Annotated in this window: 32 protein-coding genes; 16 read left to right on the forward strand and 16 right to left on the reverse strand. The window is 45.3% G+C overall.

Annotation, left to right across the window (positions count from 1 at the left end; all coding sequences use genetic code 11):
* The first annotated feature begins 56 nt into the window (after positions 1–56).
* Positions 57–767, forward strand: a complete 711-nt coding sequence (locus ASF99_RS07935; protein ID WP_055968370.1) for a GntR family transcriptional regulator — start codon at positions 57–59, stop codon at positions 765–767.
* A gap of 18 nt (positions 768–785) precedes the next feature.
* The gene (locus ASF99_RS07940; RefSeq protein WP_023468494.1) at positions 786–1,241 is read left to right on the forward strand and encodes a hypothetical protein; all 456 of its coding nucleotides are present in this window, start codon (positions 786–788) and stop codon (positions 1,239–1,241) included.
* Positions 1,242–1,333: 92 nt separating this feature from the next.
* Here ASF99_RS07940 and ASF99_RS07945 read toward each other — a convergent pair whose 3' ends face one another.
* Positions 1,334–1,675, reverse strand: a complete 342-nt coding sequence (locus tag ASF99_RS07945; RefSeq protein ID WP_055968372.1) for a hypothetical protein — start codon at positions 1,673–1,675, stop codon at positions 1,334–1,336.
* 322 nt (positions 1,676–1,997) lie between these two features.
* Between ASF99_RS07945 and ASF99_RS07950 the strand changes: the two genes are divergently transcribed.
* The gene (locus tag ASF99_RS07950) at positions 1,998–3,383 is read left to right on the forward strand and encodes an MFS transporter (RefSeq protein ID WP_023468496.1); all 1,386 of its coding nucleotides are present in this window, start codon (positions 1,998–2,000) and stop codon (positions 3,381–3,383) included.
* Between the two features lie 42 nt (positions 3,384–3,425).
* On the opposite strand, the gene ASF99_RS07955 is transcribed toward ASF99_RS07950, so the two are convergent.
* The 3 genes from ASF99_RS07955 to ASF99_RS07965 are packed head-to-tail and all read right to left on the reverse strand — an operon-like array spanning position 3,426 to position 5,358.
* Positions 3,426–4,058 (reverse strand): HAD hydrolase-like protein, encoded by a 633-nt coding sequence (locus ASF99_RS07955; protein WP_055968375.1) that lies wholly within the window; start codon positions 4,056–4,058, stop codon positions 3,426–3,428.
* A complete protein-coding gene (locus ASF99_RS07960) occupies positions 4,055–4,549 on the reverse strand; it encodes an AAA family ATPase (RefSeq protein WP_055968377.1) in 495 nt (164 codons plus the stop codon). Before ASF99_RS07960 ends, ASF99_RS07955 begins: the two co-directional genes overlap by 4 nt.
* The gene (locus ASF99_RS07965) at positions 4,546–5,358 is read right to left on the reverse strand and encodes an MBL fold metallo-hydrolase (RefSeq protein ID WP_055968378.1); all 813 of its coding nucleotides are present in this window, start codon (positions 5,356–5,358) and stop codon (positions 4,546–4,548) included. Before ASF99_RS07965 ends, ASF99_RS07960 begins: the two co-directional genes overlap by 4 nt.
* A 127-nt stretch (positions 5,359–5,485) precedes the next feature.
* On the opposite strand from ASF99_RS07965, the gene ASF99_RS07970 reads away from it, so the two are divergent.
* Positions 5,486–5,869: a VOC family protein gene (locus ASF99_RS07970; protein ID WP_235515895.1), complete on the forward strand. Its 384-nt coding sequence runs from the start codon at positions 5,486–5,488 to the stop codon at positions 5,867–5,869.
* A 44-nt stretch (positions 5,870–5,913) separates the two neighbouring features.
* Here ASF99_RS07970 and ASF99_RS07975 read toward each other — a convergent pair whose 3' ends face one another.
* The gene (locus ASF99_RS07975) at positions 5,914–6,342 is read right to left on the reverse strand and encodes a hypothetical protein (RefSeq protein WP_055968383.1); all 429 of its coding nucleotides are present in this window, start codon (positions 6,340–6,342) and stop codon (positions 5,914–5,916) included.
* A gap of 327 nt (positions 6,343–6,669) precedes the next feature.
* Positions 6,670–7,071 carry an RrF2 family transcriptional regulator gene (locus tag ASF99_RS07980; RefSeq protein WP_047394819.1) on the reverse strand — a complete coding sequence of 134 codons (402 nt, stop codon included), beginning with the start codon at positions 7,069–7,071 and terminating at the stop codon, positions 6,670–6,672.
* 291 nt (positions 7,072–7,362) lie between these two features.
* Here ASF99_RS07980 and ASF99_RS07985 point away from each other — a divergent pair, with 291 nt between their 5' ends.
* The 7 genes from ASF99_RS07985 (at position 7,363) to ASF99_RS08015 (ending at position 13,324) form a co-directional block, all read left to right on the forward strand.
* On the forward strand, positions 7,363–9,678 hold the full coding sequence (locus ASF99_RS07985; RefSeq protein ID WP_055968385.1) for a HAMP domain-containing sensor histidine kinase: 2,316 nt from the start codon (positions 7,363–7,365) through the stop codon (positions 9,676–9,678).
* The gene (locus ASF99_RS07990; protein ID WP_055968387.1) at positions 9,668–9,973 is read left to right on the forward strand and encodes a hypothetical protein; all 306 of its coding nucleotides are present in this window, start codon (positions 9,668–9,670) and stop codon (positions 9,971–9,973) included. Before ASF99_RS07985 ends, ASF99_RS07990 begins: the two co-directional genes overlap by 11 nt.
* A gap of 12 nt (positions 9,974–9,985) precedes the next feature.
* Positions 9,986–10,537: a cysteine hydrolase family protein gene (locus ASF99_RS07995; protein ID WP_055968389.1), complete on the forward strand. Its 552-nt coding sequence runs from the start codon at positions 9,986–9,988 to the stop codon at positions 10,535–10,537.
* Positions 10,538–10,742: 205 nt separating this feature from the next.
* On the forward strand, positions 10,743–11,624 hold the full coding sequence (locus tag ASF99_RS08000) for a manganese catalase family protein (protein WP_055968390.1): 882 nt from the start codon (positions 10,743–10,745) through the stop codon (positions 11,622–11,624).
* A 5-nt stretch (positions 11,625–11,629) separates the two neighbouring features.
* Entirely contained in the window at positions 11,630–11,848 is a 219-nt protein-coding gene (locus ASF99_RS08005; RefSeq protein ID WP_055968392.1) for a hypothetical protein, read from the forward strand.
* Complete coding sequence (locus ASF99_RS08010) at positions 11,841–12,134, forward strand: spore coat protein (RefSeq protein ID WP_029341888.1); 294 nt, start codon at positions 11,841–11,843, stop codon at positions 12,132–12,134. The genes ASF99_RS08005 and ASF99_RS08010 overlap by 8 nt, the downstream gene beginning before the upstream one ends.
* A gap of 74 nt (positions 12,135–12,208) precedes the next feature.
* Positions 12,209–13,324, forward strand: coding sequence for a hypothetical protein (locus ASF99_RS08015; RefSeq protein ID WP_055968393.1), 1,116 nt, complete (start codon positions 12,209–12,211; stop codon positions 13,322–13,324).
* Positions 13,325–13,366: 42 nt separating this feature from the next.
* Here ASF99_RS08015 and ASF99_RS08020 read toward each other — a convergent pair whose 3' ends face one another.
* Positions 13,367–13,756 (reverse strand): thiol-disulfide oxidoreductase DCC family protein, encoded by a 390-nt coding sequence (locus tag ASF99_RS08020; protein ID WP_055968395.1) that lies wholly within the window; start codon positions 13,754–13,756, stop codon positions 13,367–13,369.
* 202 nt (positions 13,757–13,958) lie between these two features.
* Here ASF99_RS08020 and ASF99_RS08025 point away from each other — a divergent pair, with 202 nt between their 5' ends.
* A complete protein-coding gene (locus ASF99_RS08025; RefSeq protein ID WP_055968397.1) occupies positions 13,959–14,702 on the forward strand; it encodes an SDR family oxidoreductase in 744 nt (247 codons plus the stop codon).
* A gap of 55 nt (positions 14,703–14,757) precedes the next feature.
* Here the strand turns inward: ASF99_RS08025 and ASF99_RS08030 are convergent, their stop codons facing one another.
* The 4 genes from ASF99_RS08030 to ASF99_RS17250 are packed head-to-tail and all read right to left on the reverse strand — an operon-like array spanning position 14,758 to position 16,496.
* The gene (locus ASF99_RS08030; protein ID WP_055968399.1) at positions 14,758–15,216 is read right to left on the reverse strand and encodes an NUDIX hydrolase; all 459 of its coding nucleotides are present in this window, start codon (positions 15,214–15,216) and stop codon (positions 14,758–14,760) included.
* Positions 15,188–15,913 (reverse strand): alpha/beta fold hydrolase, encoded by a 726-nt coding sequence (locus ASF99_RS08035; protein ID WP_055968400.1) that lies wholly within the window; start codon positions 15,911–15,913, stop codon positions 15,188–15,190. The genes ASF99_RS08030 and ASF99_RS08035 overlap by 29 nt, the downstream gene beginning before the upstream one ends.
* Complete coding sequence (locus tag ASF99_RS08040; RefSeq protein ID WP_055968402.1) at positions 15,903–16,316, reverse strand: RDD family protein; 414 nt, start codon at positions 16,314–16,316, stop codon at positions 15,903–15,905. Before ASF99_RS08040 ends, ASF99_RS08035 begins: the two co-directional genes overlap by 11 nt.
* Positions 16,317–16,328: 12 nt before the next feature.
* The gene (locus ASF99_RS17250) at positions 16,329–16,496 is read right to left on the reverse strand and encodes a hypothetical protein (RefSeq protein WP_023468507.1); all 168 of its coding nucleotides are present in this window, start codon (positions 16,494–16,496) and stop codon (positions 16,329–16,331) included.
* A 122-nt stretch (positions 16,497–16,618) separates the two neighbouring features.
* Here ASF99_RS17250 and ASF99_RS08045 point away from each other — a divergent pair, with 122 nt between their 5' ends.
* The gene (locus tag ASF99_RS08045; protein WP_055968404.1) at positions 16,619–17,545 is read left to right on the forward strand and encodes a zinc-dependent alcohol dehydrogenase; all 927 of its coding nucleotides are present in this window, start codon (positions 16,619–16,621) and stop codon (positions 17,543–17,545) included.
* Here ASF99_RS08045 and ASF99_RS08050 read toward each other — a convergent pair.
* On the reverse strand, positions 17,527–18,123 hold the full coding sequence (locus ASF99_RS08050; RefSeq protein ID WP_055968406.1) for a hypothetical protein: 597 nt from the start codon (positions 18,121–18,123) through the stop codon (positions 17,527–17,529). The two genes, ASF99_RS08045 and ASF99_RS08050, sit on opposite strands and share 19 nt — an antisense overlap.
* A complete protein-coding gene (locus tag ASF99_RS08055; protein WP_055968408.1) occupies positions 18,124–18,855 on the reverse strand; it encodes a DUF5694 domain-containing protein in 732 nt (243 codons plus the stop codon).
* 109 nt (positions 18,856–18,964) lie between these two features.
* On the opposite strand from ASF99_RS08055, the gene ASF99_RS08060 reads away from it, so the two are divergent.
* Positions 18,965–19,315, forward strand: a complete 351-nt coding sequence (locus tag ASF99_RS08060) for a hypothetical protein (RefSeq protein ID WP_029341898.1) — start codon at positions 18,965–18,967, stop codon at positions 19,313–19,315.
* 131 nt (positions 19,316–19,446) lie between these two features.
* On the opposite strand, the gene ASF99_RS08065 is transcribed toward ASF99_RS08060, so the two are convergent.
* Positions 19,447–20,799 carry a phenylacetate--CoA ligase family protein gene (locus ASF99_RS08065; protein ID WP_035397034.1) on the reverse strand — a complete coding sequence of 451 codons (1,353 nt, stop codon included), beginning with the start codon at positions 20,797–20,799 and terminating at the stop codon, positions 19,447–19,449.
* A gap of 172 nt (positions 20,800–20,971) precedes the next feature.
* Here ASF99_RS08065 and ASF99_RS08070 point away from each other — a divergent pair, with 172 nt between their 5' ends.
* Positions 20,972–21,826: an AraC family transcriptional regulator gene (locus tag ASF99_RS08070; protein ID WP_035397033.1), complete on the forward strand. Its 855-nt coding sequence runs from the start codon at positions 20,972–20,974 to the stop codon at positions 21,824–21,826.
* Positions 21,827–21,881: 55 nt separating this feature from the next.
* Here ASF99_RS08070 and ASF99_RS08075 read toward each other — a convergent pair whose 3' ends face one another.
* Together ASF99_RS08075 and ASF99_RS08080 are read right to left on the reverse strand one after the other, a co-directional pair.
* Entirely contained in the window at positions 21,882–23,231 is a 1,350-nt protein-coding gene (locus ASF99_RS08075; RefSeq protein WP_055968410.1) for a phenylacetate--CoA ligase family protein, read from the reverse strand.
* Between the two features lie 245 nt (positions 23,232–23,476).
* A complete protein-coding gene (locus tag ASF99_RS08080) occupies positions 23,477–23,866 on the reverse strand; it encodes a hypothetical protein (RefSeq protein WP_023468515.1) in 390 nt (129 codons plus the stop codon).
* Between the two features lie 159 nt (positions 23,867–24,025).
* Here ASF99_RS08080 and ASF99_RS08085 point away from each other — a divergent pair, with 159 nt between their 5' ends.
* On the forward strand, positions 24,026–25,450 hold the full coding sequence (locus ASF99_RS08085) for an NAD(P)H-binding protein (RefSeq protein WP_055968412.1): 1,425 nt from the start codon (positions 24,026–24,028) through the stop codon (positions 25,448–25,450).
* The last annotated feature ends 17 nt before the right edge of the window (positions 25,451–25,467 follow it).

Genomic DNA, 25,467 nt, shown 5'->3' on the forward strand with positions numbered 1-25,467 from the left:
AGAAGGCTTATGCTATACTAAAGAAAGAAAAAGTTCGCAAGAAAAGAAGGTGTCCTATGCTGAAATACCAACAGACGGCTGATGAAATCGAACGGTACATAGAACAACATGAGTTGAAACAAGGGGACAAACTACCGATTCTTGAAGAGTTGATCCGGCAGTTCGCCGTCAGTAAGACGACGATGACAAAATCACTTGAGTTACTCGAACGAAAAGGAATCATTTTTCAAGTCCGCGGAAGCGGGATTTTTGTCCGGAAGACGAATCGCACCGGCTACATTCGTCTGTTCTCGACCCAAGGATTCAAGCAGAATCTCGTCGGTCATACGATTGAGTCGACCGTTCTTGCACTCGAACCAATGTCTGCAACGAATAACATCGCGAAGAATCTCGGGATCGAGGCAGGTGAGACGGTTTATTACGTTAAGCGAATCCGCTACATCGACGGCAAGATCCTCTGTCTCGAAGAGTCTTACTATCGCCAATCAATCGTTCCGTACTTAAATCGTGAAATCGTCGAGCAGTCGATCTTCGAATACTTAGAGACGGCACTCCAATTGAATATTGGGTTCTCGGATATGTACATGCACGTCGGGAAGTTAAGCGCTGAGTCGGCTCATCATCTGGATCTCACCGAGGGCGATCCTGGATTAACGATCGAGACAGTATTTCATTTGACGAACGGTCGTCCGTTCGACTATTCCGTCATCACATACCATTATGAACATTCGCATTTCGTCGTTCAGGCGAATGGACTATATTTATGAAGAACGGAGCTAAATCAAATGAATCGTGAACTCATTCTGTATTACGGAATGCTTATACTCGGAATCATTACACTTTTTGGTGGCATCTTCTTTACGATTGATACATGGAAAGACTCGACAGAAACATTTAAAGACAAACTTCAGTTCATCTTCATCACGTTACTTGGATTTGGACTACTTTACTGGACGGTCCCTAGCCTATCGCAAATCGTCTTCAAGGACTACGCTGTCATCAAAGGTGACTGTTATGTAGAGGAAAACTCAGGAAAGACACAATCCATGTCTATTATTTTCGACTCAACCGAAGATTATGAGGATTTTACCTTTCAAGATTATCCGGAATTAGGAGCGTACGGAGAAGACGTGCCCTATTTCTGTCGCGTCATTTCAACAAAGAACCATCGATTTCCGATTTCCTATAAAATTTACGATTCTAAGACACATAAACAACTCTCCTCTTCCGAAGATGATTAAAACAAAAAGGATTGCATGAGCTTATGCCCATGCAATCCTTTTGAAGTGCTTACAGTAATGAGACAAGCCAATCGTTGTCTCATTTCATTGTGTTATAACCGAATCTTTTCTTTACTCGAATTTTCGAGATACAGTTCCCCATCAAACGTCGTCAAGGCAATCACTTTCCCGTCTTTTTCATACCACGCCGTTGCGCCTTCACGATCGAGTTCTTTCCAACCGGCTTGGCGAATCCGAGTCCCATAGAGTAAACCCGGTCCGTCAGTTTCCGAGACTAGACGGGTTTTGATTTTCCACTCGCCTTGTTTTTCAACTGCCGTAGCAAATCGCGGCAACGGAAAACCGGATACTTTTGATTCTTGAAATCCAGCATACCAACTACCGATGACTACAATGAGCCCAAGACATACAATGGCGATCCATTTCTTCTTCATAAGTATTCTCCTTTTACTTTCCATCTTCATTTTAAAATTACCAAAAAATAGTTTAACTCCCCTCATCCTAAAGGCGGATTACTGATTTTTTAGTTGTGAGAACATATGAAAATTGTTTCGAATTTATGAAAACATCCAAAAAATTTTCAATTTTTTTCATAAAAAATGCACACCCCTGTTCGTCCTTAGAGTAGCAACGGTTTGACAACTCCCGGCACAGAGCCATTTTCAGTCGTTTTCAAGTGGTTAAGCGCATTAGCAACTTGACTTCATTTCCTGCTATGGTACGATACGAACTTATCAAAGGGAGTGAACAGAACTTATGAAATTCAGAAAAGAAAAAGTCAATGTCGTTGACATGCAGCAAACCAAAAAGAGTGTCTACGCGACCGGAATTGGGAATGCGATGGAATGGTTCGATTTTGGTCTTTATTCCTATCTCGCAATCATCATCAGTCAAAACTTCTTTAGCGCTGTTGAAAATGATGAACTGAAGCTCGTCTTTACTTTTGCGACGTTTGCGATCGCTTTTTTAATGCGACCAATCGGCGGAATCGTCTTTGGACGCATCGGAGATCGACTCGGGCGGAAGGTCGTCTTAACAACGACGATCGTCATGATGGCTGGTTCCACGCTCATCATTGGTCTATTACCGACCTACGATCAAATCGGAATTTGGGCACCGATCCTGTTATTGTTAGCCCGGATCTTACAAGGATTCTCGACTGGCGGTGAATATGCCGGCGCAATGGTCTACATCGCTGAGTCATCACCAGATAACAAACGGAGTGCCCTCGGAAGTGGACTTGAAATCGGTACACTCGGTGGATATATTCTCGCATCATTACTGGCTACAACACTTTTCGTCACCTTATCGGATGATCAAATGGCATCTTGGGGATGGCGGATTCCCTTCATTCTTGGGGCACCACTCGGTTTATTTGGTCTCTATTTACGTCGTCACTTGGATGAATCACCGATCTTCGAAAATGAGATCAATGAAAATACAGAAGAACCCGCGACATTCCGCGAAATCCTGCGTGACCACAAACGTGATATCATCGTTTGTTTCATCGCTGTCGCCTTCTTCAACATTACGAACTATATGCTCTTGTCCTACATGCCATCGTACCTCGATGAAGTCATCGGTATGTCAAGTTCGACAAGTACGATTCTAATTACTGGTGTCATGGTGATCATGATTCCGCTCGCTTACTTCTTCGGGAAGCTTAGTGACAAAAAAGGCAATCGCAATATTGTTCTTTTCGCGTTAGCCGGACTATCGTTGCTTTCAATCCTGTCGTTCTTCTTGATTGGTCTTAAACCACTCTTGTTCGTCGGGATCGGAATCTTCATCCTTGGCTTCTTCTTGGCGATCTTTGAAGGAACGATGCCAAGTCTTCTACCGAGTATCTTCTATACGGATGTCCGTTACCGGACGCTATCCGTGACGTTTAACGTCTCTGTCTCGATCTTCGGTGGAACGACGCCACTCGTTTCGACATGGCTCGTTCATACGACACAAAACCCGCTCGCTCCTGCTTTCTATCTAACAGCAGTCAGCGTCATCGGCTTCGTCACGTTCTTCTTCTTCTTTAAGAATACAGCTGGTAAGGCACTGAAAGGGTCGCATCCGACTGTATCGAGTGAAAAAGAAGTCGCGTCGATCGCGAAGAAACCAGACGATGCTCTCTGGTGGGCAGAATAATCGCTATAAGTAAGAGCCGTCTTCCACAGAAGACGGCTCTTTTTAATAAACAGCACTCAACTCTTTTACGACGCGGTCCGCGACTGCGAGTTCCTGCTCTTGTGCAAAATCGAACTGACAACCGATCGCAACGAGTCCGTTCACATGCGCCGCTTTGAAGTCAGATAAGCGGTCACCGACAACGTAGCCTGACGAGATGTCGTGCGTCTTACAAATCTCCCGTACGAGTGCTGATTTATCACCGGAACGGATGTCTTCGATACTATAGACATGATCGATATAGGCTTCGAGTCCATACGTCGTCAAGATCGCTGACAAGTAGGATGGCCACCCATTACTGGCGATATAGACGGAGTGATCCGCTTGTTTCAAACGACTTAGCAACTCGACCGTTCCTGGATATAGGCAACCATGCCCCGCCTTGACTGCCTGCTCTATGCTACGTCGAAACTTTTGATCCGCAGCCTGTTGGTCTGTGGCTGAAAAGTCCGGTAGTAACGTCTGCCAGACTTCCAGTAACGAGACGCCCATGATCTGCTGATAGAGGGCGACTGGTGTCTCTCCCTCCCAGCGCCCCGTCTGACGCAACTCATGAAAGACATCTTCTAGCGCATGCGCAAGCACGGCATTCGTTTGAAACAACGTTCCATCCATGTCAAAAATGTAGTGTGTCATTCGCTCTCCCCTTTTTGCTGTTGTTTTATTTTCTGAATCATGGCTTCTATCGATGTATCCTCAGCAATCAAACGATCCGTTGGGCGGTGATCCCGATCAATCCACCAGCGTTTCATATCCGTCTCAGAAAACTCCGTCGGCTGGCGCATCGCATGGCGACGAATGGTTTCTTCGAAGGAGACGTCAAAATAATACGCCGCGTACCGTGACGTAAAGCGACGTTCCAACCGGTCAATCATCTCACCGTACCAATCCTGTGCAAGAATGCCTTCCAGCAGAATCGTCGCGTGGCGTCCGTCAGCAAGTCCGACCAACTCCTCGATCCAGCGAATCGCCGGATTTCCTGGTCCATCTTTTACGTTCAACATCTCCCTGCGGATAACATCTTGTGAAAACAAGATGCTATCCGGTAAAACCGATCGTAACGCTTTAGCAAGCGTCGTTTTTCCACTACCAGAATTCCCGCGAATGACGATCAAGCGCGACTTCATGTCGTGAACCAGTTCCCGTTCAAGGCAGCAATGTACCGCTCTGCAGAGCGTGCTACAGCTTCAGACGCGCCGGTTTCGATTTTCCGATGAAAGGCGTCATATAATTTTTCAAAGTGAAGCGGACGTAACGTTTCTGCCATTCGCGCGACCGTCTTTGCCGGAAGCGGAATCACATTCGGATAGCTGTACATGAAACTGACCCATGCCCGATCGGCAACGATCCGAATGATGTCCCCTGTCAACAATAGCCCCGCTGATGCGTCTTTTCGTTCACAGATGACTGCTCCTTTGAAGTGACCACCGACGCGATGTAACATCACATCTTCTGCCAATTCCAAGCGTTCACCACTCCAGAAGACGATGCGTTCGCTTGGTCGCGTCACGAACGATGCATCATCTTCATGAATATAGATCGGCACGTCAAAAGTCTCAGCCCATTCGACTTGTGTCGCGTAATAATGCGGATGTGATAAAGCAATCGCGTGAATTCCGCCTAATTTCTCAAGTTGCTCTTTCGTTGTTGAATCAAGATATGTAATGCAGTCCCATAACAGGTTGAACGATTTTCCTTGGACAAGATATGCCGTCTGACCGATACCGAACGCCGGTGTCGTCTGAATCGCATAGACGCCTGCTCCGTCGTCACTAATGACGTTTTGATACGTTCCTGACGTTTGCATGGCAGCGAGCGTCGTCCACGTTTGACCAGTTGGATTGACATACTGTCGTTCCTCTAAGCAAATCGGACACGTTTCGCGCTCTGGATTGATTTGTTCGACGCCACACGTCGTACAGATGATCGTTTCCATCTCATCATTCCTTTCCCATTCGTAAATGATTTTCCTGATATATCATACCATATTCCATTTATAGGGATTGAAGGAATTAAGAGGCGTTTACCGAAAGAAACATGTATGAAAAAAGGAGGAGATGCTCATGTCAATTTCGACCCACCTTATTGCGCCCCGCTTGAACGCTGTCTTTTTGCATGTTCAGGATGTGAAACGTGCCGCCGCTTGGTATCACCAGTTACTGCAGTTGCCGTTGGATGTGTCGCGTGTCTCGTCACCTGTTTACAATCTCCCACTCGAAGGTCCAACGAGTTTGACACTCGATGATCATTCGAATGACGCAACGTACCAACATCACCCTTCACCACATGCTTTATTTAATTTTTATACAACAGATATTGATGCATCTTATCAGTTTGTGTTGTCGTTACAGGCTCCCATCATTCGTGACATCGAGCGTTTCGATGATTTTGCTTACTTTACGTTTGCAGATCCCGACGGCAACGTCTTGATGCTCTGTACAGGGTAAGACAAAAGCAGGCCGAACCACTGATGTGGCTCGCCCTGCTTTGTTTAATAAGACGTTCGATCATCATTTATGACGCTTTGAAAACGTTCTGTGAACCGATTGATCGCCTCTTCAGTATCAAGAATGCCAGAAAACCAGATCTTTTTGTCTTCCGAAAATATAAGATGTAATGAGCCTTCTATTGTAGACTCCACTTTAAGTGTAGCAATCGTATCTGACTTCAATAATGTCTTTTGTGATAGAGTGACCAGTTCATTCGTCAACGTTTCGCGTGTATCTTCTGACGTTTTTTCATGAAGAAGATCAACTGTTTTATGAAGCAAAACGGCTTTTGAGACACGAGATAAATTCAACTCACGAATTTCAAAAATGTAGGTGTCCTCATATTCATGATGACGCTGGACGATAAATCGTGGAGAATGCACTAAGTGTTGAATGAAGTGAACGAACATTTCGATGGTCATTTCGGACATACCGAAACCCTCCCTTTTACGTGGATCAATGGACGAATGCCTTTAATCCTTTATCTGAATGGACAGTAAGAGTCCTATATGAAATCAAGCAGGTAAATTGGAAATATCCCCTCCTTCCTGTAAAGTTATACCACAAAAACAAGTACAAAGTGTACATGTTTTTGTTTCAAAATTAAGATTCGAATAGCGTCCGAATCTTGTTTATAGTAACATAAAAGATACTAGTTTTAATCATAATTAACATGATGATCTGATAAAAATCTGCATGACTGGAATATGTACACGGATAAAGAGTCAGAGATCATCTATCCCTCTCTGACTCTTTCTTCAGTCGTTCATCGTCGGCGCGATTAAATCTTGTAACGTGTATGCCTGCAACGCGTCCGTAAAGGACATGAATGCTTGATCGAACGCTTGACGTGTGTTTTGCAAACTACCATTTTTATTGGGAACGGTCACATTTTCAAGATAGGATACTTCTTCAAATAAATGAACGATTTCTCCTAACGTAATCGTCTCTGGCGATTTCGCTAATTTGAATCCACCATTACGACCTTGTACGGAAATGATGAGACCAAACTTGCTCAATGAATGGACAATCTTCATCAAATGATTTTTAGAAATATCATAATGGGTTGCCACTTCTTGAATTTGTACGAGCCGATTCGGATGCGACGCTGCGAAAATAAGCACACGAATGGCATAGTCCGTAGAGCGAGTCATCTTCATCCATTTCACCTTCTTTTTCTTTCCTTTATATAAACATAGTACAGAAGCTTACTCATTTTCACAATCAATAGTATGGCTTGAAGTGTCATTTTGAGTGATTTTGCACATATGTATATCGTTTATCTTAAAGGAAATGAAGTGTCAAAATCTAGGGATTTTTTCGGAAAGAGGCAAAATGATATTTTAGTCGATGAAGCAATTCAAGCAGAATGTTTAATGTCTATGATAAGATTTCTTTAAACATGTATTTTTATCGTTTGTTTATATATCTTTTTAGAAAGAGGTCTAGTCATGAAGTGGCTTTCATCAAGTATGTTTCATCGATTTTATATCCTATTGTTTTCGAATTTCTTGATTTTTGCAAGCATCGGCGTCTTAACATTTTACTTTGCTCAACAAGAGCTGGAGCAACACCGAACTTCATCACAGAAGATCACATCACAAAAAACGCAAGCTCGCACACTATGGAATGAAGCACAACAAGTCAATCTTCAAGTCCAACAAATCGACTTTAATGATCAAATCGATCTTAAGCAGGTCAATCAGCGGTTGGAACGCTTACAACAACACGTTCAATCATTTAGTCAACGTTATTCAGATCCAGCGGATGAACGCTTTACATATCAACTCGTTCAATTTGCAAGATTGTTAGAACTGGAACTGACGTTACAAGTACTCACGGATAATCAAAAGCTGGTTCAACAATCTGACTCCGCTATCAATGACTATTTTCGATTGATTCATAATGAAGAGCGAAAAGCACAACAATCACTACAACAAAGAACCGTTGAAGTTTTACGCTACGCCTTTGGTGTGATGATCATTGCTTTTTGCCTTCTCAGTTACTTGATTTTAAGACTTGTGCGGTCTTTTCGAACGGACTTACTTGACCTCGTCGATCAAACGAGACACCCTGACCAATTGGAGCAGAACGATTTTCAGAACCGTCACGACGAGATTGGTACACTTGGGCGATCGATGCAACAAATGACGACGTTGCTCGCCTTTGAACACCAGCAAACACAAGCTGTCAATTCACAACTCCAAGAGTCTTTCTATCAACAAAAAATAATTGAGCGACAACTTCAATTTCAAAACCAGTTAGCTACTCAAATTTTACGTCATCAATCAATGTCAGGTCTTCACACGTGGCTACAAGCAATCGGTAGTCATTTTCGGGCGACGCATATCTTTTTTTCACCACAGTCGGAAAGTTTTGAAGCTGTCCATATCGCACTATCAGACGAACCGACTTATGTCCAAAAACGGCTAGAGTTAGAAGCCAAGACCGAGCTAGATACATCGATCCATCTAATTGAGGAAGAACAATTGACGTTGTGTGCTCTCCCATTACACAGTCCGTCAAAATTCATTGGTACATTGACGTTACAATTTCATCATCGTTTCACCGAGACTATCGCACTTCAGAAAACGACACATTTATTGAATATCGGGTTGATGCGGTTGTTAGATGACATCCTTATAAAAGATCACCATCAATTAATTCAACGCATTTTAAATGGTCTTCGAGAAGCTATATTGTTCGTCGATGTGACGAACACAAATATTTTTACGAATCACATGTTCCATCAATTGTTCCCGAACTGGTCACCATCTGAAAAACAATCTGAAAACTTAGCATTCGTTATCGAAGCCTTCGAACCGTTGATTCTCGAAACAGATGCGTTGCAGGCATATGTCGAACAAATCAAAGCAGGCTTCGAGCATGCATCAGTCGTTCCTGCTCAGGATTTCTCAATGCCAGATGATCGTCACGTACGACTTTACACAGAATTTTTGCCCGATCGTCAAGGTATTTTATTTGTTTTTCGTGAACGCACAATTGAAGTCAACCATGCTAAAAAAGAGCAGAACTTCATTTCGGTTTTATCTCATGAGCTACGAACGCCGCTTGCCTCCATTGAAGGATTTAGCGAACTAATGTTACACCGGACGTTGTCTCCTTCAAAACAGCGCAAATACTTAGAGACGATGCGAAGTGAAACGCAGCGACTCAGTCAACTATTAACCGAATTCCTAGATTATCAGCGACTTAGTCATCAAAAAGAGTCCTATCAGTTAGAAAGATTTTGCATCGAACATCTGCTCATTGAGTTAACCGAGTGGTTGAACGTTTCGACATCGACACATCATTTACAAATCCAAAGCGACGGTCCTTGTCTGATCACGGCTGACCAAGAAAAAATCCGGAGAGTCTTATTAAACATCTTGAATAATGCGATAAAATATTCTCCCGTTGATTCAAATATCCAAGTCTCGCTAGCGTGCTGTGAATCTGAAATCGTCATCACCATTAGCGATGACGGATATGGTATCCCAACTCAAGATCTTCCCTATCTGTTTGATCCATATTACCGCGTCGAACAGGCAGACCACCTCCAAGTTCAAGGCACAGGTCTCGGTTTACCGATTTGTAAGGAGATCATTGAGGCGCATGGCGGACGTATCACCGTTCATTCAGAAATCGGAAAGGGATCCGACTTTTTTATCCGTTTACCTCGTGATGAAGAGTGGAACACAACCAATAACATGTATAAGAACAGTATGAATAATCTACAACTAGGAAGTGAAGAACGTGGAAACTGATTTAAATCAAATCGTTCGCTGTTTAAATCAAGATTTTAAACAGCAAAAAACTGTCTTCAGTGCAATGGCACTGAAAGAGACCAACCCCTGCATCGTCTTGATGGAAGATCACCGCAAAAGACGGCTGTATGACGCTTTATATCAATATCCTGATTTCATCGCAGAGTTGGAATCCCTCATTTATCGTTGTTTAATTGATGTCCGCGGAGCCCGTGAATCAGCCTCCCCTTCTGAGATTTTTATCTCTAAAGCCCAGCTCTATTCGCCTTATCATTATTTAATCACTTTTTTATGAGAGGAGTCCGCCATGACTGTTCAAGAAAATACAGTATTGTTGATTATTGATGTTATCAATAAGATGGATTTTGAAGGAGCCGAGCAGTTATTGCAACAAACGCTCCCTGTCCTTGAACCACTCTCAAAATTAAAACAACATTGTAAACGTCAAAACATCCCGGTGATTTACGTCAATGACAATTTTGGTCTGTGGCAAGAGAATGTTAATCAGATCATTGATGAGTGTCGCAGTGGTCTTGGCGATGTCCTCATTGAAGCAATGCACCCAGAAGAGAACGATTACTTTATCATCAAGCCAAAACATTCAGGTTTTTTCGGGACCCAACTTGATATTTTATTGAAGCATTTGGATGTCTCACGTCTTATCATCACCGGTCTAACGACGGATATGTGTATCTTATTTACTGCAAACGACGCCTACATGCGAGAATATGCCATTCATGTTCCTGCAGACTGTACGGCAGCAGAAACCGCCGTTGCAAAAGATCATGCTTTAGAAATTCTCAGTTCGACATTATCTCTTGATTGCTCCTCAAGTTTAAGCTTGATGGAGGGGGAATGACGATATTGCATCATTTTTTTGAAACGTTTAAAACTGCATAGGAAATACTGCCTTGGCACTATCCCAAACTTGTTCATAAATCATTCTTTGATTGAACGTTCACTTCAGCATATCGAAAAATAAGGTAAACAGGTTTGAAAGAAACTGATTAAGGTATATAACATGTGTAACTCGCATATGTTTAAAACTTAAAGGGGGTCTTTTCATGTTTCGCCATCAAAAAGAATTACAATTCGAAGTCAAGGTTGATCGACCCGATCCAAAACTCGCTCGGGCCGTGCAAGAGGTACTCGGTGGACAATTCGGTGAGATGACGGTCATGATGCAATATCTTTTCCAAGGCTTCAATTGTCGAGGTGAAGAAAAGTACAAGGATATGCTGATGGATATCGGGACGGAAGAAATCGGGCACGTTGAAATGCTATGTTCCCTCATTTCTCAATTGCTCGACGGGGCGTCACCGGATGATCAGGCAGAAGCTGCCAAAGATCCAGCGACGGCAGCAATTCTCGGGGGTATGAATCCACAGCATCTTTTAGTTAGCGGTCTCGGTGGACTGCCATCAAACGCAAACGGCATTCCGTGGAACGGATCCTATATCGTCGCGAGCGGTAACTTATTGGCAGATATGCGCTCGAACCTACATGCTGAATCACAAGGTCGACTTCAAGTCGCCCGTCTCTATCATATGACGACGGATGAAGGCGTGCGTGCTACATTCCGTAAGATGCTCGCCCGTGACCGCTATCACCAGTATCAATGGATGGCTGCGATCGAAGAGCTGGAAACGAAAAACGGCGTCGTCGTGCCTGCTACTTTCGCACCGGAAGATGAGATGGAAGCGCAACCGCATGCTTATGAGTTCTGGGACCTATCGCAAGGAACAGCTTCAAAAGAAGGTCGCTGGGCTCAAGGGGAAGCACAAGATGGCACCGGTGAATTCGTTCATCTAGAAAACCCTGCACCACAAGGAAATATTCCGAATATGAAGGTACCAGCACACAAACTTCACCACGACCTAGCAGAAAAAACAGGAATGCAAAACGTTAAAGATACTGTCAAACGTATGTTACATGATAAGGAGTGAGACCGATGGCTAAATCACCACTTGCAATCCATGAAACACTCGAAATCCATGAAATCATGACGATGAAACAAGCCTGTCTCGTTAAAGCTGTTGCTGTTCGTTCTTTTGTTAAAGATGAGACGCTTGAAAAATTGATTGCTCAAGACATCAAAGATAGCGAACAAGCATTAAACGATTTACAAAAGCTATTGGCAGATCATGAAGGAGGCGGTTCTCATGAATGAAGCTCTCCAATCCATCAACCGTCCTAGTAAAAAACGCGACGAGTTGATTGCGACAGACTTCTTGATCAGCAGCAAATCACTTGTCCGTGCTTATGCTGTCGCAATTACGGAAACGGCTTCTCCTGATGTGCGGAAAGTCTTGACCGAACAACTGAATAAAGCCATTCAGACTCACGCTGCGATCGCCGGATACATGATTGATCACGATATGTATCACGCGCATGACTTGAAAAAACAATTAAAACACGATCAAGAAAAGCTAGAGGTCGCAAAAGGATTACTATGACGTTTCCCCTTCCCTTCTGATCCTGAAGCGGAAGGGGTTTTCTTTCATAATTCGTGTAAGGAGCGATCAGTCCCATGATTGACATCAATCACATTCAAATCAAACAAAGCGGAGAAACCGTTTGTCTCACCTGGAAAGGAACAAGTAACGTCCGACTCTTCTTAAACGGTATACCTTGTTTCATTCAGAACTCGAATACCTATCAAACGGATGTACTCCCTTTATATGAGCCTTTGTCGTTCGAACTGATTGATTCAGATTCGAAGACACGTATCGTCACGGCTCTTGTTTCAAGTACGGATGATTTGTTCTGGAACCGAAAAGTGACTGTCCTGATTCAACAAAATCATGCTGTCCGACTATTATGGGGTGAAATTCCAGAGGTATCGCATTATTCGATATTTCAAGATAAGCATCGATTAGGTCAAACTACAACACCCGAATGGAAAGGAACGATTGACCCTGAACAGTTTACACGTTTCGAAATCCGGATGTTACGTCCCATTTCTAGAAAATCGATGCCGTTCGCACGTATTATCGAGACGTTCGCCCGCGTTACGAATCAGATAAAACAAGAACAAGACCGAGAACGGGAATTTGAACAATTCGTGCTCTATTTTTCTTTGTACCCGCTATCCGCTTCACATACAAAGGTTTCTTCATACCGATTGCGTGTACTAACGTTCATTGCTCCTCCGATTCTCATGAACCCGAATCCGTTTTCTCCGCATCGTTATTTCGAAGGCGATGCGCGACAATATTCGCCTTTTTCTAAAGAGTATCGTACCTTTACAGAGGTCCTGACATGTAATGGTGAAACCACTCATCAACTATCAAAACAAGCAAATCCTACTCGCTCTTTTGATGCTCGTCATCAGTTATATCGAGAAGATGTCGCTTCGACACAGCAAGTCTATTTATCACATCAATCACCAACTCGATATACGCTTCATCATTCTGTTGGTAATCCGCTCGTCGTCTCACCAAACATCGACTACGAAATAACGGTGACACACCGTTCAAATCTTTGGCGTATCGCAGGAACACACCTCCAATCACCGCATCATGAAGTGTATCTGGATGAGGGAGACGATTGTTTTGAAACAATCCACCAAGCCCATGATTTAGGATTAAGTTTCCTCGGCGATCCATTGCCAAGTTGTCACTGGTTGCATGTGACCAACCAATGAACAGAAAGAAAACCGCGACCGATTCGTCGCGGTTTTTCATCTTTAGTCGTGAAATCGAGCTCGCGTCTCCGGAGACGGTAACGCGCACTGCTGCTTTTGTCCAAACCAGCGATGACGGTTGTTTGCAACGAAATCATAGACGCGATCTCGAAGTGAACGTGGAACAATCTGAAACACACTCAACAGACGCCATCCACCTTTTAAATGACGGGCAATCCGTAACGCTGCATCTGATTTGATATAGGGTACACCCCGGTCAATCACAACGACACTGTCGATCGTTTCCGGAAGATGATGACGACGGACGATTTCTTGTCCTGTTTCCCCTTGCAACGAAGCAAAATCATGATATCCTTTGTCTCGTTTCAAAATGAACTGGACACTCGCGTCACAGAGATTACATTCTCCGTCGAATAAGACGATTGCTTTCATGATCGATTCATCCTTCCCCACCTGTTTAACGAATAATTTCGTACACTTTTTCTTTACCACATTTCAAGTCAAAACATGCATTTAATCAGTATGTTAAATCATGATAACGCTTCCGTTCATTGTCTTTCTTACGCTATACTGTTTTTGTAAACATTTGGAACCATTCATTTATTTGAATGTATCTATGTAAAGGAGCGTACATATGACGAAACGACCGATTGCCATCGTGACCGGTGCCAGTCAGACACGCGACATCGGAGCTGCGATTTGCCGCCAGCTTGCCTCGTCCGGACATGACCTGGTCTTTACTTATTTTAAAGCAACAGCGGATTGGGCGGCTAGTTTTACGACCGAACTCGAAAATCAAGGTGCCCGCGTCCTTGCGATCGAGCTAGATTTAGGTCAAGCAGATGCTGCTGACGATTTATTCAATCAGGTAGAAGACTTTGGAACACCAAGCATCCTGATCAACAACGCTGCCCATTCGACGATGACGGATTGGAAAACACTTGATGCAGCCAGTCTTGATCAACACTATGCCGTCAATCTCCGGGCACCGTTGTTGCTCGCGACACGTTTCACGAAACGATTCGCTGAAGCACATCTAACGTCCGGTCGTATCATTCAACTGACGTCCGGACAAGATCTCGGTCCGATGCCTGACGAGATTGCTTACGCTACGACAAAAGGTGCCTTGTCGACGTTTACGAAGACTTACGCGGCAGCCGTGGCACCGCTTGGCATCACCGTCAATGCTGTCAATCCGGGTCCGACAGACTCGACTTGGATGGATGAAGCAACCCGGACGGCGCTTAAACCTAGTTTTCCGTTCGGGCGAATCGGTGCGCCGGAAGACGTCGCACGATTGATCCAATTCCTCGTCAGTCCTGACGGTGGCTGGGTGACCGGGCAAGTCATCCATTCCGAAGGTGGCTTTGAACGCTGAATATGTCGCATGTAAAAACATCCCTCTGACGTTAAAATCAGAAGGATGTTTTGCATTATCGAAAGACCGGACCCGCTTCCGTCAAAAAATCGTTCCAGGCTGTTTGATGCAGTTCGCTATAGAGTTCTGGCATTTGGTCTCTTTCAAAAAAAGCAACGTCGAGTGATTCATCGGAATCAATCGTCAATTGCCCCCCATTGATTCGGCAAACGAAAAAATGGACGATCGGCTGGACGACATCCCCGTTTGGATACATCTCTTCGTATTTCGAATAGACACCACTCAAGCGTTCGATCGTGACATGAAAACCGGTCTCTTCAAAAATCTCACGCTGTGCGGCTTCAACGAGCGACTCTCCCAGTTCCAGTGCGCCGCCGGGAAAGCCCCATGCTTGTTGCTCCCACCGTTTTTGAAGAAGAATGCGCCCCTCCTCGTCGATGACGATGCCATCCGCAAAGTTCAACATCGCTTTTTCTTGACCAACCTTACTGCGAAGAAAGCGTATGTAGTCCATCTGTCGCCCCTTGAAGTTTGACGTGCTTCAGCCATGTGATCAGTTGCTTGATCATAGCATCAGTCACGGTATGATTGATATCTGGAAAAACATCTAAAATAGTCGTTTGCGCCCTACCTGCTTGAACAGCTGTCCCGTGATAAAACTGCTGGATTGATAGTGGAATGATGTCATCGGCATCGCCGTGCAGGAGCAACCGCGGACGCTCATCCATCACACTGATTGGATCGAGCTTCCATGGTACATCCACCTTTTTGATGGCAGGTCGCCCGTCGCGAACGCGGAATTGACGTTCCGCTTCAAGATAGGCACCGCCCCCATTGATCGCAACGAGTGCTTTAATCGGCTGACGCGACATGATCCCGTGGGCAATGAACCCACCCATCGAGACGCCGATCGCTATCACGTCTGAAACATGCCAGCCTGATTGTTCGATGATAGCTGTCGCTTCCGTAATCGATTGTTCGACGACGGACCAAAAATAGGTCGTCGTTATTTCTGGATCAAATGGATGATCAAGCGGTTCACGCTGGTCGTGTCGAAGAAGTTCCGGGATGAAGACATCGTATCCTTCGTCAGATAATTGTCGCGCAAACTCTAGATAAGAAACAGCCGTTCCGCCCCAACCATGATAAAGCAGAATGGCTCCTGTAGGTTGAGAGGCACGGACACAATGAACATGAAAATCAAGCTTCATTATTTAGCTTCTCCTGATTCAAGCGGACGATCGTTCTCGCGAAGTCATCTTCCGGTAATCGTTGTCCGTTCTCAAGAAACGGTTTCCAATACGGTCGAATCTTAAATAGCGAGACCGTATCACGATAGACTGTTCGGCGGACAATTTGTTCTGTCGTCAACGGCAATCCGTTCTCGCTTTCAACCTGGATGCCGCAAATCCGACCACCAATCGTTTTTCCGTTCAACAGTTTTAATTGCGCGACTTCTCCTAGAAAACTGATTGTCGGTTGTGTCACGACAGCGTGAACGACTTCTGACTTCACACGTCGTAACACCGTTTTTTCGATGACGAAGGAAAGTCCGAAATAAACAGCTTGGTTGATGATATACGCACCGATTCGTCGTTTAGTCGTTGAATGCATGGGTGGTCCTCCTTATACGTTGAAATAGACGACAGCGCCAAGTCCACTGACGGCAATCAAATAAAAGACGATTGCGAGTCGTTTGTTTGCAGCAGAAATATCCTTTCGGACGAGGATCTTACTATACCGATACGTCAAGAATGCGAACACGAGCAATGCCAAAATCAATAATGGTTCCATTCGATTCCCCCCTTTTCTTTCTTATTCTACATCATTTCTGGTTTCGAATTGTTATATTTTACAAGTAAAGTGGTATATGCTTGATCCATATGTCATCAATCCAACAATGAAATGAGGTTTACATGTTGAACACTACAACGATTTGCTGTCTTGTTGAGTCGAAGACACCTGGTTATCTTGTTCGGGAACTGCCGCCGCTTGGCATCCATGACGTCTACGTCCGCACTCTAGCCGGTGCCATTAGTATCGGTGCCGAACTTCCCCAATGGCTGGAACAAGACATGACCGAAACCAGCTATGACTATCCGCTCGAGACAGGATATGAAAGTTATGGCGAAGTGCTTGCAGTTGGTGACGCCGTCCAAATCGTCAAGCCCGGAGATCGGGTTGTCAGCTTCTACGGTCATCAAGATCAAGCGATCGTTCCTGAATCGAAAGTCATCCCGGTTCCTGCTTATGTCTCACCACGTGAAGCCTTACTACTGATTCTGTCCTGTGACGCGGCAAAAGGCGTCCGTAAGCTGACATTGAAACCCGACACAAACGTCTTAGTTTCTGGAATGGGTACGATCGGTTTGCTGACGGTACATTACTTACGGCATTATATCAACGTTCGTCAGATTGATATCATCGAGCCGCTTACGTCCCGAGCGGAGTTAGCACGTCAATTAGGTGCACGTGTCGTCACACCGGATTCAAGTATGTATGACGCCGCCATCGAATGTTCCGGACGCCAAGCGGCCTTTGCCGAGCTTCAGTCTGCTGCCCGTCCTCATGGTGCAATCTGCGTCTTATCGGACGGCAACCGGGAAGCCTTGACGTTGACGCCCGCGTTTCACGCAAAAGAACTTCAGATCATTGCATCGAGTGACGGCTGGGACTACCGCAAGCATGCAGACTGGCTCTTTTCAGACGATCGTCACGCGACATTGCCCGCTTTGTTCGAACACGAGACTTCGTTTTCGGAGCTTGCCAGTTGCTTCGCTAGCTTAATGGAAACACCAGATCTCCCGATCAAAGTATTCGTTGATTATGAGCAGACGAGCTGAACACCGTTCGGATCCGTACCTACGAGCGATACGTCGGAAAAGACTGCTTCTTGTAAGACGGTCTTCTCCCCGCGGACAGTTTGGATTTGTGAGATCGGTCGATCGAACAGTTTCGCTAAATCCGCCTCTAATCCTTCGCGCGGCGTCGCTAGGATCAGACGCTCAAGCGTCGCTCCATCAGTATCCGCAATCGCATCTTCATGGACTTGCAGTTCAATCCGTAATCCGTATGGTGTCTGCAAGAATGTCCGCCGTTCGTTCGCTTGGACGGTGAACGATAACGTTTCTGCGCGATCGAGAATCGTTTGCACGTCACCGGGCTGAATCAAAAATCCGATGTGATCGAAACGAACCGTTTTTCCGAATCCGATCGTCACATTGACCGCTCCCCTTTTCATTTCAATGATTCGGAATAAAATTTGATCGGCTCGAAAATCATCCCATGATAGAGGTGGATTGAACGACGAAAATTCTCCGTCTTTCTTCCCGATGCGCTGGGAAACGTGAAATCCGCGTACCGTGTACCAAGCTTCTGTTTCTTCCAAATGTGGTGTCCAAATATGGTAGTGAAATAGCATTTACATACACTCCTTTTTGTTGTTCCAATCGTTCCACGTCATCACTTCGACTTGGTTCGATTCATTCAAATATTGTCGTAATAACGGGAGGTGCGCAGCACCGTACAAACAGACGATTCGTTCGTTCGCCTGAGCGAGGTGCAGTAAACGATTTGCAATCTTTTGATTGCGGACTCGCCAGTAGCGTTCAACCCAAATCCGACCACTCTCCAGTCGTTCGATTTGATCATAGATTCTAGCCGACGCTGCAATCGTTTCTTCAGCGTGCAATCGATCGAGCCATTCGGAGAATGATGACTGCTCCATCGCGTGCTCTAACTGTTCTGTCCGCTTCATCTCAGCCGCGACGATCGTCTCAAAGGCTTCCGGATGATGTGAACGGACGATTCCTAAATCCGGTACGCCAGGTACGATTTCGTTCCAATCGACCCCATGGAGATCTGCTACTCCCGCCATCCGGGCTAATCGAAAGCCAATTTGTTGCCGTTCATTTTCGGTTAAATCGCTCTCATGTTGATAGGTGTCATATGTATGTTGCAGGTCACTTATGCGTTCAGGTGACGTCTCAAGGGCAACGCCTGTCGGTCGAAATGCATTCAATCGATTAACAACTTCTTGGATTTCTCGTTGCCTTTTTTCTGACGCGACATCAAAAATTGCTGGACGAATCAAATCACCATTGGTCGGGCGATCGAGATGGAACATGCCTAACAGTAAAATCTGAGGTTTCATCTACCCCCCTCCTTTTCCTGATTTTACCTTATATTTGGTAAAGGAAGCGACTTTTACCTATCATGAATTTACGTTCCTCTTCAACAAATACTCATATAAGGAGGTTCCGATGAAAAAGATATTCGTCATTGTGTTCATTGGATTTTTATTCGGATGCAGTCAAACCGGTACAGAGGACGAAGCTAGTTATGCCATGATCGTCATTGTGAATAACAAAGAGTATAACGGAACAGAAGCAGAATTGGATGCATCTAAGCAACAAGGAGAAAAAATTAGCACGATACTAAAGAAAACAAAAGCATATGAAATGCCCCAAGCGAACAGTCAATCGAATCTTTTTTCAGTCGGGTCCACCATCTATTCTGTTAAAGGAACAGAAGATTTTATCATCGTAAAAGACAAAGAAAATAAAAAATGGCTTTTACAAAAGGTAAGAGATATCAAAAACCATTTGAATTAATGAGGTACTTAACACTTTTAACGTGGTACCTCTTTAGAAGTACTAACAACGGAGATGTTTTGTACTTTTACACGAGGTATGGTGAGAAGAATTTAGAAAGGAGACAGATGGCGCCATCTGTCTCCTTTCTTTTATCCTGTTAAGCTTGATTTGACGAGCAAGATCTTACCACTTTCCTCAGCATCGATATAAGAAACGGCTTGCACATCGAGATGGATATCACGACCGAACAAACGGTACAGCCGTTCCATCAGAAGTCGTTCGTCTGATTGACTGAACCGCTCTGCGTCCGGAACGTAGTAGATCGATACGCTATCTGTCGTCATTTGGACATATTGAATACGTTCGATACTGTTTGGTAAATGTTTGACGAGACTCGCCAGTTGCGCTTCAAAAATCTTTTGTCCATCCGGTTTTTGGATGAATGCCCGCCCCCTGCCGTCAATCGATTCGATGATTGGTCCCGGATGACCACAGGAACAGATGCGCTGACTGAGCGTCATCCGATCTCCGACCCGGTAGCGAATGAGGGGGGTCCCGTGTGTATCAAAACTCGTCACGAGAATCTCCCCGTCTGTATCGAGTTCGATGATCCCCATCTCATGATGCAGATGTTTTTGACCAAACCGACATTCCGAAACGATTGGTGCCCCCTCAGACGATGCATATTGATCAAAGACTGGTCCGCGAAACACTTCTTCGATGACTTGGCGCTCTTCCGCATCGATCCGTTCAGCCGTCGGAAAAATCGCAATCGGTTGACACGTCAAGCGGATCCCTTCTCGCTTCGCGAACCGGGCGAGCTCAATCATCGCTGACGGAAGACCATCGATCGTTTCTGGTTGAAAACGTTCGATGGCTTCAAGATACGCTGCCATCGTCCGTGGGGATAATCGTTTTACCGTGAACAAGAGCTGATTCGCCGCTCGATTCATTCGCCAATAGACGTCCACCTGTTGACGCTCGGGTACGAGATCCTGTGCCGTAAAGCTGATTCGTCGCATGCCACGGTAGACACCGTGGGTCGCCTTGAAATAATCCAGATGGGCCATGCGAATTTGCATATCCGGTATCGTATATCGTACTTGTAGTGACGTGCCTGTCGTTCCGCCCGTTTTCCCTATGATTGGCGCAGCGATATCTGTTTGAATGTTCTCCATGTGCGTTCGTAATATTTCTTTTGATAGTACAGGAATATGTTTTAGTTCGGATAAGTCCGTTAAAGGTAGGCGAATGCCATGTGAAGCGAAGAGTTGACGGTAATAGGGACTGTGTTCCGTACAGAAGTGAAGGAAGTCATTTAAACGATCAAGTTGTTCCGCTTTGACGTCGATCGTCGTATGTTCTCGTTCGAGGAGCATCCGGAACCGTTCTTGATAGACCGGTCCATAACGTTCGCGATGCAATTGATACCCATAGAGGGTTGTGAAGAGGTGCTGGAGAAATAGAGGAGAGCGATTGTAGATCTGCTCTTTGATACCCATGTCATCACGTCCTTTCGCAAGGGAAGTAACGGTTTCGATGTCTCTACGATAGCCTATGTACCTGACAAGAATATGACAAAAATAAGGGGACATGCATCCTGACAAATTACTATCGCCTTGGACAGGTCCGACGATCATCGCTCTATTATACTAAAAACAAGGAGGTGACAAGATGTGGCTCGAATCGATTCAACGCGTCATTGACTATATCGAAGATCATTTAGAAGATTCGCTCGATCTCAACGTTTTGACAAGGGTGGCGCAGATGCAAACGTATCCTTTACAACGGACGTTTTCGTTACTTGCGATGATGACCTTACCGGAATACATTCGGGGGCGACGTCTGACGCTCGCTGCCCAACAATTGACACAGACGGACGAAAAAATCATCGATCTCGCCTTACGTTTTGGTTATGAGACGCCGGAAGCTTTCACAAAAGCTTTCAAACGTCAGCATGGTTGTTCGCCAACGTTGATGCGAAGCGAGCGACGTCCGATTCACGCCTATAACCGCCTGAGCATTCAGGTGACCTTGAAGGGACTGGAGCAAATGGATTACCAACTCATCGAACGACCGGCTTTACAAATTTCAGGATGGCGAAAACATTTCCCGACGCAAGATGGTGCCCAACAACAACTGATTCCGTTGTTTTGGAATGATGTGAATCATTCCGGTCAAGATGCTACCTTGTTTAAACAAAATGACGGTCAGATTGAAGGTGTGATTGGTGTCTGCTCCAATTTCACCGAAGCATCGATGGATTATTGGATCGCGACGACGACAACGGAAGTTCTGCCCGGTCAGGAAACGATGACGATTCCGGCGAGTCTTTGGGCGACGTTTCCGGTCGTTGGTCCGATGCCGCATGCCATTCAAGAGATGTGGCAGCGTATCTATCAAGAGTGGATCCCATCGCATGGATATGATCCTCTACCTCACGCTGAACTCGAAGTTTATTCGGCAGGCGATCCGTCTGCCGCCGATTATCAATCTGCCATCTGGATTCCGGTGCGGCCACGCGACTGACGGTTTCAGGACATATGAAAAAGCGAGATCATCGGTGATCTCGCCTTTTCGTGTGTCATGCATACTGTTGTTTAATCAGTAACGTTTTTCCACTGATTTCTTTCGGAATTTCGGGTACCGCGCGCATGACGACATTCAATTGTCCGTCAAACAGTCGGTCAAGAACGAAAAAGAGTTTCTTCTCATGTTCTTTCTCGAAGCATCGTTCATCCGGAACATATAATAAAACAATCTCATCCCGCGACTCTTGAATGTATTGCACGCGTTCGATACAGTTCGGGAACGCTCGAACGATTCCCGCAAGTTCGCCTTCAAAGACACGGTGCCCGTTTCTGAGTTGAATGAAGCTTCTCCCCCGTCCGTCGATCGAAGCGATGATCGGACCTTGATGACCACAAGGACACGTTTCCTGACTAAGCGTCATGCGATCGCCAACGCGGTAACGGACAAGTGGTGTACCATGCGTATCGAAGCTCGTCACAAGGATTTCACCGTCCTCATCACGTTCAATGATTCCCATCTCATAATGTAAATGTTTTTTCCCATACGGACATTCGGCGACGATCGGCGCCCCTTCTGACGACGCATACTGATCATAGATTGGCGCATGGAAGACTTCTTCGACGAGCGTTCGTTCTTCTGCCGTCATCATCTCAGCCGTCGGGAAGATTGCTTTGGGACGAAACGTACAGGTCATCCCATATTTTTTAGCATATCGTGCGACTTCGATCATTCCTGAAGGCAAACCATCAATCGATTCCGGCTGAAACCGATTCAGTTGTTCGATGTATGCAGCGGCGGTTTTCGGATTGATGTTTTTGATCGAGAACAACATCTGATTGATGACTTTATTCGTCCGCCAATAAACCGGTGCCTTTTGTTGCGGGGAAGCAAGCGTTTGACCGGTAAAACTTGCACGGCGCATCCCTTGATCGACTCCATGGGTCCACTTGAAGAAGTCAAGATGTGCCATCCGGATTTGCATGTCTTCCTTTGTATAATGCACTTGAATCGATTTACCGGTCGTACCGCCCGTTTTTCCGAGAATCGGGGCATGGACGTGCGCATGGACGTCCTCATTTTGTTGGCGTAAGATTTCTTTCGTCAAAGGGGGAATCTGTTTTAGTTCGTCAATCGATTTTAGCGGGAGCTCTAGTGCGATGGTAGAAAACAATTCCTGATAGTATGGACTATGTGTTTGGCAAAAAGAAAGGAAGTCGTTTAATCGATGCAATTGTTCTGCTCGAACGTCAATCGGTCGTCCTAACTTCTGTTTCAGTTCTTGTAAGCGTTGCTGATAGGCGGGACCGTATCGTTCATGGAACAGGCGACGTCCTTGTAAAGTCGTCAACAAGTTTTGGATGAAAATCGGTGAGTGAAAGTAGATCGATTCTTTGAGCTGCATGATGTCACTCCTTCCATAGTTAGACCACCTTTTACTGATACTTTCATCTTATTTCCAGTCGCCGCCCATCTCAATTAGTTCTTCGTGAATAAACTTAGCTTTTATTTTCATGGCGATTTATTTTAATGAACTCTGATTCACGAACATATTCTTATCGATTCTTGAACTTACAACTTTTCTTCCCTCACAAAAAATCCGATTGATGAAGAGGAGTTTCTTCATCAATCGGATTCATACGAGTGGTATTACGATTTCGCACCTTTTTGTAGCATCTGACATCCGTATGCCCGCAATTTAATCGCTTCGAGTACGAGCGACATCTGTTGCTCATCCAATCGTTCAATCAGCTCGATGATCGTGATCGTCGTTCGTCCATTATACAATTGGACGATCAAGTGGATGATTGCTTCTAACGCTGGACTCGGATAGGGTTCAGCCAGAAATTCACGATCAAAAAACTCACCACTATCCGGAAAGAAGTAATCCGAGAACCGTTCGAGCACTTGTGGCTGTCCTGTCGCAAGGTACAGCATCGAGACCATCGCTGCATCTTCTCGTTGTTTCGGCTTTAATCGTCTCCACAACAGATCGAATCGTCGTTCATGTCCCTCTTGCATGAATTGTATCGTCTGCATGGTTGAAGCCCCCTTTGTTTTCATACTTCCTGTTGGTTCTTTTCCATATGTTACTATTCCCTATTCCATTCAACTGAATCGTCTCAGCATATCCTCTTGCGATTGAACCGACTCGATTGGGGGTACATTACAACAGATATAAGAGAGGAGTTTACATCCATGCCAACGCGCCTAGCTTTAGCCGGAGCCACCGGATACATTGGTCACAATTTACTGAACGAACTAAAGAAAAAATATGACGTCATCGCCCTTTCACGAAATGGTGACGACAAGGACAATGAGGAACGCGTCGAATGGCGATCGTGCGACCTCTTTTCTCTAGACGATACGATCGCTGGTATGAAAGGAGCAGACATCGCTGTCTACCTCGTCCATTCGATGATGCCATCTGCTAAATTGACACAAGGATCGTTTGAGAATATGGACTTATTGTTAGCCGATAACTTCGCCCGTGCCGCAAAAGAAAACGGCATCCGGCAAATCATCTACTTAAGTGGTATCATCCCCGAGGAAACAGAAAATCTATCGCGTCACTTAAAGAGTCGACTTGAAGTCGAACGCGTTCTCGGTGCGTACGGAACACCGGTGACGACGATCCGTGCTGCGTTAATCGTTGGTCCTAAAGGTTCATCGTTCCCAATCTTATCGAAACTCGTCAAACGCTTACCCGTCATGGCACTCCCACGATGGACACGTAACAAGACACATCCTGTCGCCTTACCAGACGTCATTCATGCTCTTGGTGAAAGTGTCGATCGCGATGATGTCAAAGACCGGGCCATCGATATCGGTGGTCCGGAAGCGATGACCTATAAAGAGATGATCCTTAAAACAGCCGACATCATGGGTAAACGACAACCGACGATCGATATTCCTTTATTGACCGTTAAATTATCCCGCCTTTGGGTGACACTCGTGTCCGGAGAACCAAAAGAAACCGTCTATCCACTCGTTGAAAGCATGGTCCATGAGATGGTTGCGGATCCAGAAAAAATGGTTCCCGGAATCAGTGACGGCAAAATCACATTCGAACAATCAGTCCAAGATGCGTTAAAAGAGGAGGAGGAACAAAAAGGATCTTCTTCCTCGTCGTCTTCGACACCAGACGTCCTTGACGTCCGATCGGTACAACGTGTTCTTTTGCCAAAGGATCGCGATGCCGACTGGGCAGCTGAAGATTATATGAACTGGTTGTCATCATTTGCTCGCCCTTTCCTATCGTCAACCGTGCAAGATCAAGTCGTTCGGATCCACATTCCGTTTTACGAACAACCGCTGCTGGAATTGACGAAGGAACCGGTTCACGATCGACACATGGCGACGTACCGGATTACCGGCGGATTGTTCGCAAAAGTCGAGCAAGACAGCCGTGGTCGGATTGAATTCCGGCAAATTCCCGGTACGCAGGAATGTATCATCGCCATCCATGAATTCGTCCCTGCGCTACCGTGGATACTCTACAAGGCAACACAGGCGAACGTTCACCTGCTCGTGATGTATCTCTTCAAATTACACTTGTTGCGCCGGATTCATTCGACGGAACAAGAATCGACACGTGCGGACGAAATCGTTCCGTCCTCTTAATGCCAATCAAAACGATT

The organism is Exiguobacterium sp. Leaf187 (genome assembly GCF_001423925.1).
Lineage (GTDB): Bacteria > Bacillota > Bacilli > Exiguobacteriales > Exiguobacteriaceae > Exiguobacterium_A > Exiguobacterium_A indicum.

Excerpts from the sequence above, each read along its gene's own strand:
- ASF99_RS07935 (WP_055968370.1), top strand. The coding sequence starts at position 57 with ATGCTGAAATACCAACAGACGGCTGATGAAATCGAACGGTACATAGAA.
- ASF99_RS07940 (WP_023468494.1), top strand. The coding sequence starts at position 786 with ATGAATCGTGAACTCATTCTGTATTACGGAATGCTTATACTCGGAATC.
- ASF99_RS07945 (WP_055968372.1), bottom strand. The coding sequence starts at position 1,675 with ATGAAGAAGAAATGGATCGCCATTGTATGTCTTGGGCTCATTGTAGTC.
- ASF99_RS07950 (WP_023468496.1), top strand. The coding sequence starts at position 1,998 with ATGAAATTCAGAAAAGAAAAAGTCAATGTCGTTGACATGCAGCAAACC.
- ASF99_RS07955 (WP_055968375.1), bottom strand. The coding sequence starts at position 4,058 with ATGACACACTACATTTTTGACATGGATGGAACGTTGTTTCAAACGAAT.
- ASF99_RS07960 (WP_055968377.1), bottom strand. The coding sequence starts at position 4,549 with ATGAAGTCGCGCTTGATCGTCATTCGCGGGAATTCTGGTAGTGGAAAA.
- ASF99_RS07965 (WP_055968378.1), bottom strand. The coding sequence starts at position 5,358 with ATGGAAACGATCATCTGTACGACGTGTGGCGTCGAACAAATCAATCCA.
- ASF99_RS07970 (WP_235515895.1), top strand. The coding sequence starts at position 5,486 with ATGTCAATTTCGACCCACCTTATTGCGCCCCGCTTGAACGCTGTCTTT.
- ASF99_RS07975 (WP_055968383.1), bottom strand. The coding sequence starts at position 6,342 with ATGTCCGAAATGACCATCGAAATGTTCGTTCACTTCATTCAACACTTA.
- ASF99_RS07980 (WP_047394819.1), bottom strand. The coding sequence starts at position 7,071 with ATGAAGATGACTCGCTCTACGGACTATGCCATTCGTGTGCTTATTTTC.
- ASF99_RS07985 (WP_055968385.1), top strand. The coding sequence starts at position 7,363 with ATGAAGTGGCTTTCATCAAGTATGTTTCATCGATTTTATATCCTATTG.
- ASF99_RS07995 (WP_055968389.1), top strand. The coding sequence starts at position 9,986 with ATGACTGTTCAAGAAAATACAGTATTGTTGATTATTGATGTTATCAAT.
- ASF99_RS08000 (WP_055968390.1), top strand. The coding sequence starts at position 10,743 with ATGTTTCGCCATCAAAAAGAATTACAATTCGAAGTCAAGGTTGATCGA.
- ASF99_RS08005 (WP_055968392.1), top strand. The coding sequence starts at position 11,630 with ATGGCTAAATCACCACTTGCAATCCATGAAACACTCGAAATCCATGAA.
- ASF99_RS08010 (WP_029341888.1), top strand. The coding sequence starts at position 11,841 with ATGAATGAAGCTCTCCAATCCATCAACCGTCCTAGTAAAAAACGCGAC.
- ASF99_RS08015 (WP_055968393.1), top strand. The coding sequence starts at position 12,209 with ATGATTGACATCAATCACATTCAAATCAAACAAAGCGGAGAAACCGTT.
- ASF99_RS08020 (WP_055968395.1), bottom strand. The coding sequence starts at position 13,756 with ATGAAAGCAATCGTCTTATTCGACGGAGAATGTAATCTCTGTGACGCG.
- ASF99_RS08025 (WP_055968397.1), top strand. The coding sequence starts at position 13,959 with ATGACGAAACGACCGATTGCCATCGTGACCGGTGCCAGTCAGACACGC.
- ASF99_RS08030 (WP_055968399.1), bottom strand. The coding sequence starts at position 15,216 with ATGGACTACATACGCTTTCTTCGCAGTAAGGTTGGTCAAGAAAAAGCG.
- ASF99_RS08035 (WP_055968400.1), bottom strand. The coding sequence starts at position 15,913 with ATGAAGCTTGATTTTCATGTTCATTGTGTCCGTGCCTCTCAACCTACA.
- ASF99_RS08040 (WP_055968402.1), bottom strand. The coding sequence starts at position 16,316 with ATGCATTCAACGACTAAACGACGAATCGGTGCGTATATCATCAACCAA.
- ASF99_RS17250 (WP_023468507.1), bottom strand. The coding sequence starts at position 16,496 with ATGGAACCATTATTGATTTTGGCATTGCTCGTGTTCGCATTCTTGACG.
- ASF99_RS08045 (WP_055968404.1), top strand. The coding sequence starts at position 16,619 with ATGTTGAACACTACAACGATTTGCTGTCTTGTTGAGTCGAAGACACCT.
- ASF99_RS08050 (WP_055968406.1), bottom strand. The coding sequence starts at position 18,123 with ATGCTATTTCACTACCATATTTGGACACCACATTTGGAAGAAACAGAA.
- ASF99_RS08055 (WP_055968408.1), bottom strand. The coding sequence starts at position 18,855 with ATGAAACCTCAGATTTTACTGTTAGGCATGTTCCATCTCGATCGCCCG.
- ASF99_RS08060 (WP_029341898.1), top strand. The coding sequence starts at position 18,965 with ATGAAAAAGATATTCGTCATTGTGTTCATTGGATTTTTATTCGGATGC.
- ASF99_RS08065 (WP_035397034.1), bottom strand. The coding sequence starts at position 20,799 with ATGGGTATCAAAGAGCAGATCTACAATCGCTCTCCTCTATTTCTCCAG.
- ASF99_RS08070 (WP_035397033.1), top strand. The coding sequence starts at position 20,972 with ATGTGGCTCGAATCGATTCAACGCGTCATTGACTATATCGAAGATCAT.
- ASF99_RS08075 (WP_055968410.1), bottom strand. The coding sequence starts at position 23,231 with ATGCAGCTCAAAGAATCGATCTACTTTCACTCACCGATTTTCATCCAA.
- ASF99_RS08080 (WP_023468515.1), bottom strand. The coding sequence starts at position 23,866 with ATGCAGACGATACAATTCATGCAAGAGGGACATGAACGACGATTCGAT.
- ASF99_RS08085 (WP_055968412.1), top strand. The coding sequence starts at position 24,026 with ATGCCAACGCGCCTAGCTTTAGCCGGAGCCACCGGATACATTGGTCAC.